Source organism: Candidatus Pelagibacter sp. PS_34 (assembly GCF_059417845.1).
Genome location: NZ_CM182068.1, coordinates 883,698 through 899,986, shown reverse-complemented (window position 1 = coordinate 899,986; position 16,289 = coordinate 883,698). Strand labels below are relative to the sequence as shown.

The following is a 16,289-nucleotide window of genomic DNA, read 5'->3' as shown; positions in this document are numbered from 1 at the left end:
ATGGAATTTTTAAACGCAATTATATTATTATTAAATTATATTTTTATGCCAGCACTTACGTATGGCTCTCAGTTAGCACTAGGTGCAATATTTGTAACTTTAATTTATGGAATTTTAAGGTTTGCTAATTTTGCAACTGGAGACATGATGGCTTTTGGTACGATGGTCACCATATTATTCACTTGGTATTTTCAATCACTTGGAATTTCATTAGGAGTTTTACCAACAGCATTACTTGCCATCCCTTTTGCAATTGTTTTAACAATTGGATACATGCTCTTAGTTGATAAATTTGTTTTTAGATATTATAGAGTAAGTAAAAGTCCTCCTGTTCAACTTGCAATGGTTAGTATTGGTGTGATGTTTGTAACTCAAGCTGTGGTTAGAATAATAATTGGTCCATCAGATCAGAGATTTTTTGATGGGGAAAAATTTATTATAAAAGCAGGTGAGTTTAAAGAAATGACAGGACTTAATGAAGGTTTAGCAATTAAATCTAGTCAGGTATTAACTATATTTGTGACAATTGTATTGGTTTCTATTTTATTTTGGTTTTTAAACAAAACTAAAACAGGAAAAAGCATGCGTGCTTATTCTGATAATGAGGATTTAGCTTTATTGTCAGGAATTGATCCTAAAAGAGTAGTTATGATTACTTGGATCATTGCAGGTATTTTAGCGACAATTGGAGGGGCTTTATATGGATTAGACAAAAGTTTTAAGCCATTTACCTACTTTAATAACATGCTGCCAATTTTTGCTGCAGCAATTGTTGGAGGTATTGGAAACCCGTTTGGAGCATTTTTAGGAGGATATGTCATAGCATTTTCTGAAATATTCCTAACTTATGCTTATAAAAAATTCTTTATGTATATTTTGCCAGCAAGCATGGAGCCAGAAACCTTAGTTCAGTTATTATCAACAGATTATAAATTTGCTGTCTCATTTTCTATACTGGTGATTGTCTTACTTTATAGACCTAATGGAATATTCAAAGGTAAGGTACTGTGAGAAAGCACTTAAATGTAATTATAGCTTACGCAATTATGTTGGGGCTTATTATTTTAGTTGGAATATTTCAATCTTGGAATGTAGCTCTATCAATTTTTAACATGTGTTTAATTTCTGCAGTAATGACAATGGGTGCAAATATTCAATGGGGGTATGCAGGGTTAATCAATTTTGGTCTAATGGGTTATGCAGCATTAGGTGGATTAGCTGCAGTTTTAATTTCTGTTGAGCCTGTACAAGAAGCATGGGTTGCGGGAGGTTTTAGTATTCTAATGTCTTTATGGTTAATAGTTGCAATGGTCCTTGCAATACGTTTTGTATTAAAAAATTTTGAAAAATCTAAAATTAGAACTTATGGTATTGCTACAATTATTATTGCTGGAATTATTATTATAAGAGTTACATCAGAGACAAGTATTGAGGCTATTGAAAATGTTAATCCTGCAACAACAGGGTTTCTTGGTGGATTAGGATTGCCAATTATGTTTTCTTGGATCGTAGGTGCATTTTTTGCGGCAGGTCTAGCATTTATAGTTGGTAAAGTTGCGTTAGGTTTACGTGCAGACTATTTAGCTATTGCCACACTATTAATATCAGAAATAGTTATAGCCATAATCAAGCATGAAGATTGGTTAACAAGAGGTGTTAAAAATGTAATTGGACTGGATCGACCAGTACCTTATGAAATTGAGCTCCAAACTAAAGAATGGTTTATAAATTTAGTTGCAAAATTTAATTCTGGGAAATTAGATTTAATCTCTAGTATTACCGATAAACAAGCTGCTCTTAACCAATTAGTAATTGAGGGATCATCAGTTTTTGTAAAACTTTGTTATTCAGGTTTATTTTTAATTGTTGTTATAGTCCTGTTAATAGTAACTCAAAAAGCCCTTTACTCTCCATGGGGAAGAATGATGCGTGCGATAAGAGACAATGAAGAAGCTGCTAATGCAATGGGAAAAAATGTCGTCAAGCAACATTTATTAATCTTTATTTTAGGCTCAGCTATAGTTGGAATTGCTGGCGCTATGTTAGTTACTCAAGATGGTTTATTTACTCCAGGTAGTTACCAGCCTATGAGGTATACTTTTTTAATCTGGGTTATGGTTATTGTTGGAGGAAGTGGGAATAATTTTGGAGCAATTTTAGGAGGTTTTGCAGTCTGGTTTTTATGGATCGAGGCGGCGCCAATTGCATTATTCTTAATTAATCTATTTACAGCAGGTTTAGCAGATACACATTCATTAAAAATTCATTTAACTGAAAGCGTTCCATACTTTAGATATTTAATGATGGGGATGGGGCTTCTGCTGATCATGAGGTATAGACCTAAAGGTATACTTCCTGAAAAAATCGAAATAAAATAAAGATATTATGAAATATATTATACTCGGAGCTGCAATAGCTTGGGCTATGTACATTGGTGATAAATATTTTTTTTAATGAATAAAAATTTATGGTTGCTGATTTTAAGCCAAATTTTTGCTTTTACAGCAGCACCTGTAACAGTTTTCTTAAGTGGAATAATTGGCTCTCAATTTAGTCCAGTAAAATCTTTAGCAACTTTACCGATGGCTTTATCAATTGTTGGTATTGCAATTTTTGCAATCTTTGCAGCAAAGGTTATGAGTATAATTGGTAGAAGAGCAGGCTTTATGTTTGCTTCTGTAGTGAGTTCCTTATCATCTGTTCTAGCTGCTTACTCAATAATTATTGAAAGTTTTATCCTTTTTAATTTTTCATGTTTTTTACTTGGTGCAGGAGTAGCCTTTAGTCATCAATATCGTTTTGCAGCAGTTGAGACTGTTAAAAAAGATATGGCACCAAAAGCTATTTCAATAATATTATTAGCAGGAATAGGTTCAGCGTTTATAGGACCAAATGTTGCTAATATAACAAAAGGTTTTATAGTCGAACATTTATATGCCGGATCTTATATTGCGCTTGCTGCTTTAACTCTTACTTCAACAATTTTTCTATTATTTTATGAAGATGGACATAAACCCAATCATGTTAACAAGAAAATTAAACGTAGTTATTTGGAGTTAATTTCTCAACCAAGATTTTTACAGGCATTAGTGGCTTCGGCATTTGCTTATGCGGTGATGTCATTTTTAATGACAGCCACACCAATAAGTATGCATGTAATGGAAAAAATAAGTTTAACTAAAACTGGTTTTGTAATTCAACTTCATATTGCAGCTATGTTTTTACCTTCATTGATAACAGGTAATTTGATAAAAAAATTTGGACATAGTAAAATAATGTATGCTGGTGTCTTTTTATTTTTAATAACAATTTTGACTAGTTTATTTGAGCAAAATTTTATTAATTATTTAATTGCATTAATATTTTTAGGATTTGGTTGGAACTTTTTATTTATATCTGGAACAAGTTTACTAGTTTTATCTTATAGAGAGGATGAAAAATTTAAGGCACAAGGCTTTAATGATTTAATTGTTTATTCTATTCAGGCAGTAGCAAGCTTATCGGCTGGAGTTTTTTTAACCTTAACAAGTTGGAAAACAATGAATTTAGTTTGTGTAATATTTTTAGTAATAATTGTTTTATCAACATTAAGAGCAGACTTTAAAGAAAGAAAATAGAGTGGATTTTTTATCTAATCTTCAACTGAGTTTAATTGAAATCTATTTTGTAATATTTACCGTATTTATTGCATCTATTATAAGAGGTTTTAATGGCTTTGGCTTTTCTGCAACATGTATTTCTAGCTTTTCTTTTATTCTTCCAGCAATAGAGATAGTCCCAATTATTCTAATACTTGAGGTTATTATTAGTATTTTTATGGTTCCATATATATGGAACAAAATAGACTGGAATTTTGTTTTAAAATTATTGATAGGAATACTCATTGGGTCACCTATTGGGCTTTATTTATTAAAATATTTATCTCCAGATACAACGCACCTGTCAGTTTGCGCATTAATTATATTTTTTTCATTTTTATTAATGAAAGGATATGAGAATAAAAAAATTAATAATAATTATGGAAAGCTTATTACTGGAATAGTCTCTGGAACATTAAATGGATTAACCACATTAGGTGGAATGCCTGTGGCACTTTTTTTATTAGTTACAAGTATTCAACCAGCAGTAATTAGAGGTTCATTAGCAGCCTTATTCTTTTTAACAGATATTTATGCATTTACTCTTAGTTTTTTTGCAGGAATTGTAGACCTGACAACTATTTATAGAACTATTCCATTGATTATTATTTTGCCAATAGGTGTTTATATTGGTGATAAATTTTTCGTTAAAAGCAAAGAGGAAACTTATAGAAAAGTTGTTTTTTATTTTCTTATATTAATTTCGATATTTGGTTTTTTTAGGATTATTAGTAATTTTTAAATAAAAAAAACCCCCAGCAATTTTCACTGCTGAGGGTTTTAAAATTAAGATTTTAATTATCTTTGTTTTTTATTTTTGAATTTTCCACCTTTGATTTCTTTTTCTAGGAAAGAACCTTCGGCTTCACCTACGTTAGTAAAAGTAACACCAGTTGCACCTTCGTAGTCAACTTTTTTACCTTTAGCTAGTAAGTCTAAACCTTTTTTAAGTTCACCTGGGTAAATCTTAGTACCAGGAGCATTAGCAACATCCATTACATTTTTTGCAATAGAAGCTCTATCTGCTGATCCACCTGCTTGCATCGCAAGAACGATCAAAGCTGCTGCATCATAAGATTCACCAGTGTATGGTCCAGAAGAATCAATTCCTGCTGCTTTAGCAACAGAGGCAAAAGTACCTGCTGTTTTTTTATTCATTGAACCAGGTATTGAACCAAAAGATTTATTTAAATCTTTTCCAAAAGCTTCAGTTAACGAGTCACCGATCATACCATCAGATAAAATAAATTTATCAAATGCGCCAGAGTCTAAAGAACCTTGAATAATTCCTTTTCCACCTTGGTCTAGGTAACCAATTACAGCTACGGCATCACCACCTGCTGAAGCTAAAGTTGCTACTTCAGATGAGTAATCTGCTTTACCATCTTCGTGTGCAGATACAGTTGTTACTTTAATACCATGAGCTTTTACAGCTGCTTCATAAACATCAGCCAAACCTTTTCCATAGTCATTGTTAGTGTAAGTAATTGCTACACTTTTGATTTTTCTGTCTTTAGTAATATCAGCTAAAATCTGACCACCTCTAGCATCTGATGGGGCTGTTCTAAAAAAGAAGCCTTTATCATCTAAAGCTGTAAGTCCTGGAGAAGTTGCTGAAGGTGAAATCATTACTACACCATTTGGTACAGCAACATTAGATGCGATAGCACCAGTCACACCTGAACAGTCAGCACCCATAATTGCTGCAACACCTTGTGCAATAACACCTTCTGCTGCTGCTGTTGCTGCTGCTGAATCAACACAAGTTGAATCTGCTCTTACTACTGAAATAGTTTCTCCACCTAATAGCGAACCTGAGTCAGAAGCTTCTTTAAATGCAAGCTCTGCAGATGCAGCCATAGCTGGTGTTAGAGATTCAATAGGTCCAGTAAATCCTAAAATGATCCCCATTTTAACTTCTGCGAATGTATTCGTTGTAAAAGTAGAAACGAATATAAAAGCAGCAATAAATAGTTTTTTCATTATTTTCCTCTTTGATTGTTAACAATTTATAAAAATCAAATTAAAGACTATTTAAATTAATTTTCAATAGAAGAATTATCTAATTTTTTGAAGCCTATATACCGAAAATATTATAATTAAACCGCCAATCGTACTAAGTAGAGTTGGAATTTCTCCAAATATAAAGAACGTTAGGATTAGGCCAAATACAGGAAATAAAGAATAAAAGGGCATAATTTTGTTTACTGAATAAAATTTATATAAATAAAATAATGAGGTGTGTGCAATTACAGAAACCATCACCCCATTATGGAGTAATAAAAGCCAAGTATAAAAATCAATATTTAGTAATTGATAAACTGTGTTTCCTTCAAAAAAAATAGAAAAAAGAAAAAGTAGTATAAAACCAGTAAAGCCCATAACTGTGTTTGTTAATTTCACATCTATATCTTTAATATATCTAGAAAACACATTCGCCACACCATAGAAAAAAGCAGATATTGCACAAAGAAAAATTGCAAAAATTTCACTTTTTAAATTTGGATCATAACCAATTAAAAAAATTCCAAAAAAAGAAATAAATATTAATCCCCACATTTTAGGAGTTACCTTTTCACCTAAAAATAAAGAGCTTGCAAGAACTGCAAAAGGTATTGCCAGTTGTGCTCCAATAATTATAGGAGCAACCATAGTTGCTTTTTGCAGAGATAAATTTAAAAAAATAAAAACGCCAAAGCCCATTGATAAAGAAAAACCTGCTAAAGGCAGATAGTATTTTTTGTTTGGGATTTTAAATTTACAAAAAGGAACAAGGCAAACAAAAAGTATAAACATTCTCAATGAGGCTGCCAATACAGGGGTGAGGGATGTATTTAATGCAAGTTTATTAATTGGATAAGAACTTCCAAAAAGAAACATGATAAATAAAACTAAAAAATAATGTCTGACAGTCAAAAAATTAACCCATTGTAAATGGATCAGTCATTGGTTTATCCGATGAATTTAACCATGTGGTTTTTATTCTTGTGTATTCTTTAATTGACTCAATTCCTGCTTCTTTTCCATATCCACTATCTTTAATTCCCCCAAATGGAGCCATGGGTGAAATTAACCTATAGGTATTTACAAAAGTAATTCCAGCTCTAATTGCTTTTGATACTCTCAAGCCTCTTCCAAAGTTAGAGGTATAAACTCCAGAAGATAAGCCATATTTATTATCATTCATTAATTTAATCACATCTTCTTCTGTTTCAAATTTCATAACAGATAAAACTGGACCAAATAATTCATTTTCTGCTGTAGGCAAATTATGATTTTCACACTCAATAATTGTAGCTGGAAAATAATAAGCTTTACTAGATATATTAGACCTTTTTCCACCGCATCTAATTTTCCCACCTTGCTCAACTGTTGCTTTGATATTTTTTTCTATATTTTCTAGTTGTTTATAGCTATTTAAAGGTCCCATTTGAGTTTCTTTATCCATAGGAGCTCCTAATTTTATTTTTTCTGCTTTAGCTATTAGCTTATTTAAAAAGTCATCATAAATTTTAGATTGTATGTAAAGTCGTGATCCTGCAATACAGCTTTGACCGCTTGCACCAAAGATACCAGCAGTAATTCCATTTAGTGCGTTCTCTTGCTCAGCATCATCGAATACGACAACAGGACTTTTTCCACCAAGTTCTAAGCTTACTTGCGATAAATTTTCTGCAGAATTTTTAACAATATGTTTTGCAGTTTCAGGACCACCTGTAAAAGCAATTCTTTCTACAAGGTCATGTGTAGTTAGAGCTTTACCACAAGGCTCACCTAGACCAGTAATTATATTTACAACACCTTTGGGTATACCTGATTTTTCAACTAGTTTTGCAAACTCTAATAATGTTACAGGAGCTAGTTCAGAAGCTTTTATTACTACTGTATTACCCATTGCTAATGCGGGTGCTAGTTTTACCGCAGTTAATAACATTTGGGAGTTCCAAGGAATTATTGCAGCAACAACACCAATAGGTATTCTAGTAGTTGTTACTTGCATGTCTGGTTTATCAATTGGTACAACTGTTCCTTCAACTTTATCGGCTAGTCCTGCAAAATAATCATAATATTCAGCAATATAGTTAGCTTGTGTCTTTGTTTCTCTAAAAATTTTTCCTGTATCAATTGTTTCTATAGTACCAAGATGTTCAGCATTTTGTCTTAATTGATCTGCAAGAGATCTTAAGTATTTAGCTCTTTCTCTTGGGTGTAAATTTGACCAAGATTTTTCAAAAGCATTTTGTGCAGCCTTAACTGCTTTATCTACATCCTTCTCGTTAGCTTCAGGAACAGTTGCCCAAACTTCGTTGTTTTCTGGGTTTACAGTTTCTATTGTTTTTCCAGACTCTGAATTAACCCACAGTCCATTTATATACATTTTAAAGTTTTGAATTTTTGTCATCTATCTATTAATAAAATTTTTAAGATTGATATTAACATCATCTGCACACTCTATACTACAAAGATGTTTTCCATTATTTATCTCAATAAAACTTGAGTTTATTAAATCATTAGATAAGGATTTTGACATCTCGACAGTAGATCCTGAGTCATTTGAACCTGTCATCACAAGGGTCCTAGTTTTAATATTTTTAATTATATCTTTATTATCCTCATGATAAGCAAATAACTTGTAAGCTTTTAAAAAGTTTAAATGATCTTTTTTATTTTTTGTCAAAATTTTTATAAATTGATTATAAGTTTCTGGATGGTCATTTAAGTATTGATCAGTAAACCATCTTTTTAGGGCTTGTTTTGAAATAGGTTTGTTTAATTTAGCCTGTTCAAATCTTTCTATAACTAAGGACCTTTGTTCTGAAGTTCTTTTATATGTTGTGCCCATTACAACAAGACTGTTTAGTTTGTCTTGAAATTTAGAGGCAAAATTTAGTGCAATTAAAGAGCCTAAAGAAAAACCGACAAGATTAATCTTACCCACTTTTAAATATTCTAATATTGATTTTAGTTGGTTTGAAAAATCATCTAATGTTACATCTTCTTTATCAAGAATAGTTTTTCCATGCCCCAATAAATCATATGTAATTATTGAATATTCTTTGAAAGCTTCAATTTGAGGTTCCCACATCCGCTGATCAAGTCCAACTCCATGAATAAAAACTATAGGAACTGTATTATTATCAATAAATGAATAATAATTTTGATTTGGATCAAAATTTTGAAACATTAATTTATTTGGGATCTATTCCCATTTCTTTCATGTCTTGATAACGATCACCTGTTCTAGCATGAGCTCTACCTGTGGAGGCTCCACCAATTGCTATAACAATTTCATCATCAAAAGGAGCATCATGAATTGTGAATTCATGAGTTAAATAATAAGGCCTTAGACCTGAATCTGTTTTATGCATCATTGGAATAGACATTTTTGATCCAGCAGGACCTCTGGTATTGGTAAAACTCAAATAAGATGTCCCCCCAACAGCATCTCTAAATTTATTACCAAATCTTAATGTATGAATAAATGCGGATGCATGTTCAATTTCACCATTTAAGCCAACAGTTCCAGCTTTTCCATATGCTAAAATTTTTTCAGGTGAGCCAATCTCTTTTATAAGCTCTGGAACTAAAATATCACCTAACTTAGGTGCTAAATCTAAAATGATTGGTTTAAGATCATCGACAAAACCTTTTCCACTCCATGGATTTTTAAATACAGCAGCAACAGAAACCATTAAAACTGGTTCTTTAGCTTCTTTACCGCCTTCAATAAAAGTCTTATCTACAAATTTTGTAAACTTTCTAAGTTCTAGTTTCATTAACTCGCTTTCTCTATATTTGAATTATCTAAATTAATCTTTGGTATAACCTCATCATTAAACAACTTTATACTTCTCATGCAAGCTTCATGATCTATTCCAGGAAAATTTGACCAAACTTGAAGATTTTGTAAATTTAATTCAGACTTTAATTCATTTATTTTATTAACAACATACTCTGGTGTCCCAAATAATAAATTTCTTTTATGTAGAAAGTCATAATTAAGCAAATCTAATTTGTGTTTTGTTTCTGGTAATTCTTCTCCTGGATCCATATGATTACCCAAGCCTCTCCAATGACAAACCCACTTCATGTAATTAATAATATGTTCGCTAGCTAATTTTTCAGCTTCTTCCATAGTTTCTGCAACAAACATATCTCTAACTAAAGATATACCTTCTCCAAGCGGCACTTCTCTATTTTCAGTTTTTGATTTTGCATCTCTATAAATTTCAAATCTAGTTTTTAAAGCTTTTACAGTTGGTATCCACATTATGGTGTTTAATCCATTTTGTGCTGCCCATTCAATTGATCTCGCACCATCAACAACCTGCCATATAGGTGGATGAGGTAGTTGTTTTGGTTTTGGTACTATACTAATTTTTTTTATTTCATTAGTTTTTGTATCAAGAAATTCTTCACTAGGTGGACTCATGTCGTGTTGCCAATTAAATCCAGGTGTAGGATAGTTATAAAATTCACCTTGGTGACTAAAAAATTTTTCAGTCCATGCTTTTTTCATTATGGTTAATGATTCATCAAACAATCTAAAATTTTTTGCCTGATCTTTTAAATCAGCCTCTTTGTTCATGTTGATAGCTTCTCTTCCATATATTCCTCTACCAATACCAACATCAACTCTTCCACCTGATAACTGGTCTAGTAAAGCAATGTCTTCTGCAAGACGGATAGGGTTATGAAATGTAATTACATTACAAGCTTGACCAATTCTGATTTGTTTAGTTCTTGCGGCTGCATCCACACCCATCATTAAAGGATTTGTACAAGATTCCATTCCTTCATGATTAAAGTGATGTTCGGTATACCAAATAGAGTCCCAATTATTTTCATCACAGTAAGTAGTGATTTCTTGGGTTTCATTTAATAATTGATCGTATGGTTTATGGTTCCAGTTAGTAGTATTACAAAAATATCCAAATTTCATTCAAACCCCCTTAAATAGTTAAATTTAAAGACGACTGATCCCACTTTCGCTAATGAATTATCTTTAGTCGACGAGTTATGTCACTCTCTTTATTAAAGAAACACTAGCACAATTTAAGACTTCTAGGAATACAGAAAATTCTCTAGCGATCTTGACGATGTTCAAAGATGATTATCTCCAAATTGTTAGCAAATTGTCAGCAAATAAAAACCCCCAGGTCTTTCAAAGTTATGGCAATGACACACCTGAGGGTTAAACGAAATGTTACTAATGATGGTTTAAATATAGTGGAATACTCTAGTAATTCAAAAGGTATCTATTTTAAGTGAATGGGTTATTGAAGAATTTAAAGAAATGGTTATGAAATCATTTAATTAATTGTGAAAATGTTTTTATATGAATAGAATTTCTTCAGTAGAACTACTAAGATTCATAAGCTCATTTATGATCTTAATTTGGCACTATCAACATTTTTTTTATCCATATAATAAATTTTCATCAATAAATATTTTTGATGATATTAAAGTTCAACCGCTATTTAACAATCTTTCTATTTTTTATGAATATGGTGACTTAGGTGTTCAAATTTTCTTTACAATATCTGGATTTGTTTTTTCATATATCTACCTACAACGTTCCGACAAACCATTACTAAAAGAATTTGCTGTTAATAGATTTGCAAGATTATACCCATTGCATTTTGTAACATTAATTGTTGTTTTGTTAGCTCAGATATATTCAATGAATAAATTTGGTAATTATCAAATTTATTCAGTCAACGATACTTATCATTTTATTTTAAATCTTTTTTTTATTAGTGGGTGGGGTTTTGAAAAGACTAGTTCTTTTAATGGTCCAATTTGGAGTGTTTCTATTGAATTAATTATTTATGTTTTTTTTATAATTAATATTCGAAGAAATAAATTTTATCATATATTTATAATTTTTATAACTTTTTTAATTTTAAGAAAAGCTAATATCCTTGATCAAATAAATCTTTTGAATTTTAATTCGATAATTGACTGTGGTACTTTATTTTATTCAGGTGTTTTGATAAATTTCTTCATTGATAAATATAAAAATAATAAAATACATTTAATTGCGGGTATTTTTTTAATCTTTTTATCTTTTATTGGAAATTTTAAAACCTTTTTATTCTGTCCAGGTTTATTATTATTATTTTTAAGCTTTGAAAAATATATAAATAACTACCTAAAAAAGATATTTAATATACTTGGAAATCTAACCTATGGTATGTATCTCTGTCACGTTCCATTACAAATTATTTGTATAATGCTGATATATAATTTTGATATAGATGCTAAAATATATTTGAATGTAAAATTCTTATTATCGTATCTAATTTTAGTTTCTTTTGTAGCGCTAATAAGTTTTATTTTTTTTGAGAAAAAATTTAATATTTTAATAAGAAAAAAACTTTTAAAATAACCAATTCAAGTCTCATTTCTTAAATAAATAATATTATTCTATATTTTTAGAAATTTACATTCAGATTGACCGAACTTAATGTTTAAATTTAATTTAGCAAAATAATTAGTGTAGATTTTATTGAGTAATGGTGCCCCTGCACGAAATCGAAATCCGCACCTATTGATTAAGAATCTTGTATCATTTCTCAAATAAATGTTGTTAAAAAATGATAAAAAGATTGTATGATTAATGCAGAAATTTCAAATAATATTGATGAGAGAATGTTAATAGCAATAAATTTAATTAACCATGGTTAAAATGAGTTTTTAAAAATAACAACTTTTTTAATATGAATAATCAAAAATTATATCAATCTATATTTGTGATTTTATTTTTTTTTGTAATAATTTATTTATTACATTCAGACATAGTGGGAAAATTTATTTGGAAGGGGGAAACTTTATTTGGAGATTTTAAGACTATTATAAGTTGGTTGGAATGTAATTATTTAGGATTTGATGTTTATAATCTAGAAGATACGAAAAATTGTCCCAGTTATGTTTCGGTACTTTTCTATGGTCACTTATGGCTTAACATTCCATTTAATGAAAATTTAAAATTTTTTTATTTAGATTATCTCCCATACATAACAATATTTTTATTTTTCATTAGTATTACATTTATAATTAATCCAAAATCTTTATTGGAATATTTTGTTTTAATATTAGCATTGTTAAATCCTTCGACAGTTTTATTATTTGAGAGATTAGGTTTTGATATTTTTGTATTTTTGTCAATAGTATTTATAACTTTTAACAGTTTTTATATTATAAATTGGTTTACAATATTTTGTTTAACATTTATTAAAATCTATCCAGCAATACTAGGGATAAATATTTTTATAGAAAATATTGATCGAAGTTTTAAAAAAAACTTATTAATAATTTTTTTATTAATCATGATTTCCGCAGTTTATAGCTATGTTAATTATGACAAGTATATGATTTCAATAATTGATGGAGGTTTAAATTCAGGCAAAGCAGGATACCATTACTTATTTTCTCTTAATTCACTTCCAAAAATATTCAAATATATCTTAAATTTTAATTATATATTATTATTAATAATATTCTATTCCTCATTTGTCCTACTGACAAAATTTTTTTATAAAAAAATAGATATAGATGATTTAAAAATTACAAAAAATTCTTTTTTAATAAGTGGCAAACTGTTTACACTTGGCGCAGGTATTACTTTATTTTGTTATGTAGCATTTTCAAATTATGCTTACAGAGAAGTTTTTATATTATTGCTACTTCCTCATATTATTTTTTTAAAAAAAGAAAATATAAATAACTTATTAAATATTTTATTTTTTTTAATAATTATTAGGTTTTTATTTTTGTTTCCATATTCTTATATAAATATTCATGATGGAATAAAACATATTGATAACGTAAGAATATTTTCAGAAAAATTCATAATAGCGATAACAATTAAAAGTATTTTAGATTTTGTAGTTATTTCACTTTCTACATCTATCTTATTTTTGCATATTAAAAATTTTTTTAGGTATAGAAAAATTATTGCTAATAAATAAACCTACTCTTTAGTAGTTAAATTAACCTTTAAGTGAAGCGCAATAAATATTAATATCAAAAAGTGAAAACTTAACTTTAAAATTTTTAAGGAAATTAAACTTAATTATAAATCTATGTAAGTACTTAAACATAGATATTTTGTGAGAGAGCTTTAAAAATAAGTAGTCCAAACTAACTATTCTTACATCATTTACAGTTTTATCTAGCTGAAAGTTGTTTTTTTCTAAATATTTTTTCATTGAATAATTTGTAAAATAGAACTTATGCATTGGTATTATCCATGGGTAGTATTTGCCTGTAATTTTTGCAAAAAAAGAGTCCATGTTCATAGTCGTAATTATCAATCTTCCATTCTGATTTAAATTTTTGGAACATATATTCATAACTGAAATAGGGTCATCTAAATGCTCTATTACATCGAACATGAATATAATATCAAATTTTTTTTCATTCAAATTTAAAAAATCAAAAATATTTTGATTACTAATATTTAAGTTAAAACTTTCTATTGCATATTTTGTTGCATAGGAGGAAAGTTCCAAGCCATTATAGTTATTTATTTTATTTATAATTTGCGACCCAAAAGCACCATAATAAGCTCCAATCTCTAAAACATTATCAGTTTTTTTAATTTTATCAGATATTTTGTTAATTAAATGATTAAAATATTGTTTTTTATTTTCTATTTGATCGACATATAATTGATCTTTTATATCATAATATTCTTCAAATTTAGTATCACATAATTCCGAAAATATAATTTCACATTTTTTACAATAAAAGAGATTTGGTTTTATTTCTTTATGAGCATCTGTTTCGGTTGATGTAAAGTTAAAATTACTATTTTTATTTTTGGTAGAGGACTTTAAATATAGGTCACTGGGATTTTTGCAGTAATAACAATTTTTTTTCATAATAGTCTAATTATATAATATCAATATCAGGTAAAGGAAATATTAATTTTCCCTTATTTTTGGAAAATTTTCTCTCCTTTCTAACTATATGATTTTTAAAATGCCAAGGTAAAACTAGGAAATAATCTGGATTTAAAGCTCTAGCCTTTCTTTCAGAGATTATCTTTATTTTTGATCCTGGAGTATATTTATTATATTTAAATTTATTTACCTCACCAATAAATGGAACTAAATTTGAATCGATGCCACAATATTGTAAAATTATATTACCTTTAGTTGAAGCTCCATAACCAATAACAGATTTTTTCATATCGTTTAAATTAAGTAATAATTCTTTAAATATTGTTCTATGTTTTTTTGTATTTTCAAAAAAATTTTTAAATGATTTCATTGAGTTATAGTTAAATAAATCTTCTTTTTTTAAAAGCCAATCTATTAAATATTTAACTTCTTTGAATTTTATATTTTTTTTCTTAGCAACAGTCAAAGCAAAGCTGCCACCATTTATTTCATTAAACTCTAAATCTACTATTTTAAATCCAACTTTATCAAAAATATATTTAATTGATCTTAACGAATAATATTCAAGATGTTCATGACAAATAGTGTCATAGGAGTTATTTTTTAACATCATAGGCATATAGCTTTGTTCTAAATGCCATAAGCCATTTTCATCTAAAATATCATAAATATCTTCAGCAAACTTTATAGTATCTTCTAAATCATAAAACATTGATATTGAAGTAATCAGTTTAACTTTTTTTGAAAAATTTCTTGTAATTAATTCTTTTGTAAAAAAATTAGGAAATTTATTTATATCTTTTCTATAAAGAGCACCTAATTTTTTAATTGTTGGGTCTATCCCAATCAAGTTAAATTTATTAGAAAAAAAACTTAAAAAAGTTCCATCATTACTACCTATATCTAACACTAAATCACCTTGTATAAGGTTAGTAATTTTTTTAAGATTAAATGCTTTTTTTTTTAAGTGCTGGATCATTGAATTATTTAATGCGGACATATAGCCATAATTGTTGCCATACATTGTGTTTGCATCAAATGAATTTTCTAATTGTAATAGCTTACAATTGTCGCAAAAAACCATTGCTAAGCTTCCTTCAGGGACATTTTTTTGAGTTTTATTATTAGGAAAAATTCCTGAAAGCTTTTGAGACCCCATATCAAAAGCAGCCTTTAAATTTTTATTGGAACATGATCTGCATTTTTTTCTTTTCATATTAGAAATGTATAGCATATAAATTTATAATATATATCTAATGCATAATAATAGAATAATTATTACGGGAGCACTTGGACAAGATGGTAGAATTTTATCAAAAATACTTGTTAGTTTTAAATATAAAGTATTTGGTTTTATTAAACCAAAAAATAATAAACTAAAGATAAAAAAAGTTATTTATAAAAAGATTGATCTACAAAATAAAAAAAAATTGTTGGATTTAATAAAAAATATAAATCCAAGTACTATTGTACATTTCGGATCAGATAATCCATCATATTTAGATCTAAAAACAAAAGATTTCTCAACAAATAATATACTATCAGCAAAAAATTTGATAGATGCCATAATTAAAACTAATTTAAAAATAAATTTTATATTTGCAAATACATCTCAAATTTATCTTAATAAAAAAAATAAAATAATCAATGAAAGTAGTAAAATATCCACACCAAATATTTACACAAAATTTAGAGTAAAAATAATTAATTATTTAAAAGAAAAAAAAAAATAAAAATTTTA

The 16,289-nt window shown here is 28.4% G+C and carries 15 protein-coding genes; 7 read left to right on the top strand and 8 right to left on the bottom strand.

Annotated features, from left to right (window positions below; all coding sequences use genetic code 11):
• From AC5SL3_RS04865 to AC5SL3_RS04850, 4 genes are all read left to right on the top strand, one after another.
• The gene (locus tag AC5SL3_RS04865; RefSeq protein ID WP_020169633.1) at positions 1-1,011 is read left to right on the top strand and encodes a branched-chain amino acid ABC transporter permease; all 1,011 of its coding nucleotides are present in this window, start codon (positions 1-3) and stop codon (positions 1,009-1,011) included.
• 35 nt (positions 1,012-1,046) lie between these two features.
• Positions 1,047-2,378 carry a branched-chain amino acid ABC transporter permease gene (locus AC5SL3_RS04860; protein WP_494577711.1) on the top strand — a complete coding sequence of 444 codons (1,332 nt, stop codon included), beginning with the start codon at positions 1,047-1,049 and terminating at the stop codon, positions 2,376-2,378.
• 75 nt (positions 2,379-2,453) lie between these two features.
• On the top strand, positions 2,454-3,617 hold the full coding sequence (locus AC5SL3_RS04855; protein ID WP_494577709.1) for an MFS transporter: 1,164 nt from the start codon (positions 2,454-2,456) through the stop codon (positions 3,615-3,617).
• 1 nt (position 3,618) lies between these two features.
• Positions 3,619-4,380, top strand: a complete 762-nt coding sequence (locus AC5SL3_RS04850) for a sulfite exporter TauE/SafE family protein (protein WP_494577707.1) — start codon at positions 3,619-3,621, stop codon at positions 4,378-4,380.
• A gap of 56 nt (positions 4,381-4,436) precedes the next feature.
• Here AC5SL3_RS04850 and AC5SL3_RS04845 read toward each other — a convergent pair whose 3' ends face one another.
• From AC5SL3_RS04845 to AC5SL3_RS04820, 6 genes are all read right to left on the bottom strand, one after another.
• The gene (locus tag AC5SL3_RS04845) at positions 4,437-5,621 is read right to left on the bottom strand and encodes an ABC transporter substrate-binding protein (protein WP_006997938.1); all 1,185 of its coding nucleotides are present in this window, start codon (positions 5,619-5,621) and stop codon (positions 4,437-4,439) included.
• A gap of 75 nt (positions 5,622-5,696) precedes the next feature.
• On the bottom strand, positions 5,697-6,554 hold the full coding sequence (locus AC5SL3_RS04840; protein WP_271766687.1) for a DMT family transporter: 858 nt from the start codon (positions 6,552-6,554) through the stop codon (positions 5,697-5,699).
• A 4-nt stretch (positions 6,555-6,558) separates the two neighbouring features.
• Positions 6,559-8,040 carry an aldehyde dehydrogenase gene (locus AC5SL3_RS04835; protein WP_271766689.1) on the bottom strand — a complete coding sequence of 494 codons (1,482 nt, stop codon included), beginning with the start codon at positions 8,038-8,040 and terminating at the stop codon, positions 6,559-6,561.
• The gene (locus AC5SL3_RS04830; protein ID WP_271486270.1) at positions 8,041-8,823 is read right to left on the bottom strand and encodes an alpha/beta fold hydrolase; all 783 of its coding nucleotides are present in this window, start codon (positions 8,821-8,823) and stop codon (positions 8,041-8,043) included.
• Positions 8,824-8,827: 4 nt separating this feature from the next.
• A complete protein-coding gene (locus AC5SL3_RS04825; protein ID WP_020169626.1) occupies positions 8,828-9,415 on the bottom strand; it encodes an amino acid synthesis family protein in 588 nt (195 codons plus the stop codon).
• The gene (locus AC5SL3_RS04820) at positions 9,415-10,581 is read right to left on the bottom strand and encodes an LLM class flavin-dependent oxidoreductase (protein WP_494577704.1); all 1,167 of its coding nucleotides are present in this window, start codon (positions 10,579-10,581) and stop codon (positions 9,415-9,417) included. Before AC5SL3_RS04820 ends, AC5SL3_RS04825 begins: the two co-directional genes overlap by 1 nt.
• A 396-nt stretch (positions 10,582-10,977) precedes the next feature.
• Here AC5SL3_RS04820 and AC5SL3_RS04815 point away from each other — a divergent pair, with 396 nt between their 5' ends.
• Together AC5SL3_RS04815 and AC5SL3_RS04810 are read left to right on the top strand one after the other, a co-directional pair.
• A complete protein-coding gene (locus AC5SL3_RS04815; RefSeq protein ID WP_494577702.1) occupies positions 10,978-12,030 on the top strand; it encodes an acyltransferase family protein in 1,053 nt (350 codons plus the stop codon).
• A gap of 331 nt (positions 12,031-12,361) precedes the next feature.
• Positions 12,362-13,612 carry a hypothetical protein gene (locus AC5SL3_RS04810; RefSeq protein WP_494577701.1) on the top strand — a complete coding sequence of 417 codons (1,251 nt, stop codon included), beginning with the start codon at positions 12,362-12,364 and terminating at the stop codon, positions 13,610-13,612.
• A 21-nt stretch (positions 13,613-13,633) separates the two neighbouring features.
• Here the strand turns inward: AC5SL3_RS04810 and AC5SL3_RS04805 are convergent, their stop codons facing one another.
• Both AC5SL3_RS04805 and AC5SL3_RS04800 read right to left on the bottom strand, forming a co-directional pair.
• Positions 13,634-14,527: a class I SAM-dependent methyltransferase gene (locus tag AC5SL3_RS04805; protein ID WP_494577699.1), complete on the bottom strand. Its 894-nt coding sequence runs from the start codon at positions 14,525-14,527 to the stop codon at positions 13,634-13,636.
• Positions 14,528-14,537: 10 nt separating this feature from the next.
• A complete protein-coding gene (locus tag AC5SL3_RS04800) occupies positions 14,538-15,764 on the bottom strand; it encodes a class I SAM-dependent methyltransferase (protein WP_494577697.1) in 1,227 nt (408 codons plus the stop codon).
• A gap of 40 nt (positions 15,765-15,804) precedes the next feature.
• Here AC5SL3_RS04800 and AC5SL3_RS04795 point away from each other — a divergent pair, with 40 nt between their 5' ends.
• The gene (locus AC5SL3_RS04795) at positions 15,805-16,281 is read left to right on the top strand and encodes an NAD-dependent epimerase/dehydratase family protein (RefSeq protein ID WP_494577696.1); all 477 of its coding nucleotides are present in this window, start codon (positions 15,805-15,807) and stop codon (positions 16,279-16,281) included.
• The last annotated feature ends 8 nt before the right edge of the window (positions 16,282-16,289 follow it).

Excerpts from the sequence above, each read along its gene's own strand:
- AC5SL3_RS04865 (WP_020169633.1), top strand. The coding sequence starts at position 1 with ATGGAATTTTTAAACGCAATTATATTATTATTAAATTATATTTTTATG.
- AC5SL3_RS04860 (WP_494577711.1), top strand. The coding sequence starts at position 1,047 with ATGTTGGGGCTTATTATTTTAGTTGGAATATTTCAATCTTGGAATGTA.
- AC5SL3_RS04855 (WP_494577709.1), top strand. The coding sequence starts at position 2,454 with ATGAATAAAAATTTATGGTTGCTGATTTTAAGCCAAATTTTTGCTTTT.
- AC5SL3_RS04845 (WP_006997938.1), bottom strand. The coding sequence starts at position 5,621 with ATGAAAAAACTATTTATTGCTGCTTTTATATTCGTTTCTACTTTTACA.
- AC5SL3_RS04835 (WP_271766689.1), bottom strand. The coding sequence starts at position 8,040 with ATGACAAAAATTCAAAACTTTAAAATGTATATAAATGGACTGTGGGTT.
- AC5SL3_RS04830 (WP_271486270.1), bottom strand. The coding sequence starts at position 8,823 with ATGTTTCAAAATTTTGATCCAAATCAAAATTATTATTCATTTATTGAT.
- AC5SL3_RS04825 (WP_020169626.1), bottom strand. The coding sequence starts at position 9,415 with ATGAAACTAGAACTTAGAAAGTTTACAAAATTTGTAGATAAGACTTTT.
- AC5SL3_RS04820 (WP_494577704.1), bottom strand. The coding sequence starts at position 10,581 with ATGAAATTTGGATATTTTTGTAATACTACTAACTGGAACCATAAACCA.
- AC5SL3_RS04815 (WP_494577702.1), top strand. The coding sequence starts at position 10,978 with ATGAATAGAATTTCTTCAGTAGAACTACTAAGATTCATAAGCTCATTT.
- AC5SL3_RS04810 (WP_494577701.1), top strand. The coding sequence starts at position 12,362 with ATGAATAATCAAAAATTATATCAATCTATATTTGTGATTTTATTTTTT.
- AC5SL3_RS04805 (WP_494577699.1), bottom strand. The coding sequence starts at position 14,527 with ATGAAAAAAAATTGTTATTACTGCAAAAATCCCAGTGACCTATATTTA.
- AC5SL3_RS04800 (WP_494577697.1), bottom strand. The coding sequence starts at position 15,764 with ATGAAAAGAAAAAAATGCAGATCATGTTCCAATAAAAATTTAAAGGCT.
- AC5SL3_RS04795 (WP_494577696.1), top strand. The coding sequence starts at position 15,805 with ATGCATAATAATAGAATAATTATTACGGGAGCACTTGGACAAGATGGT.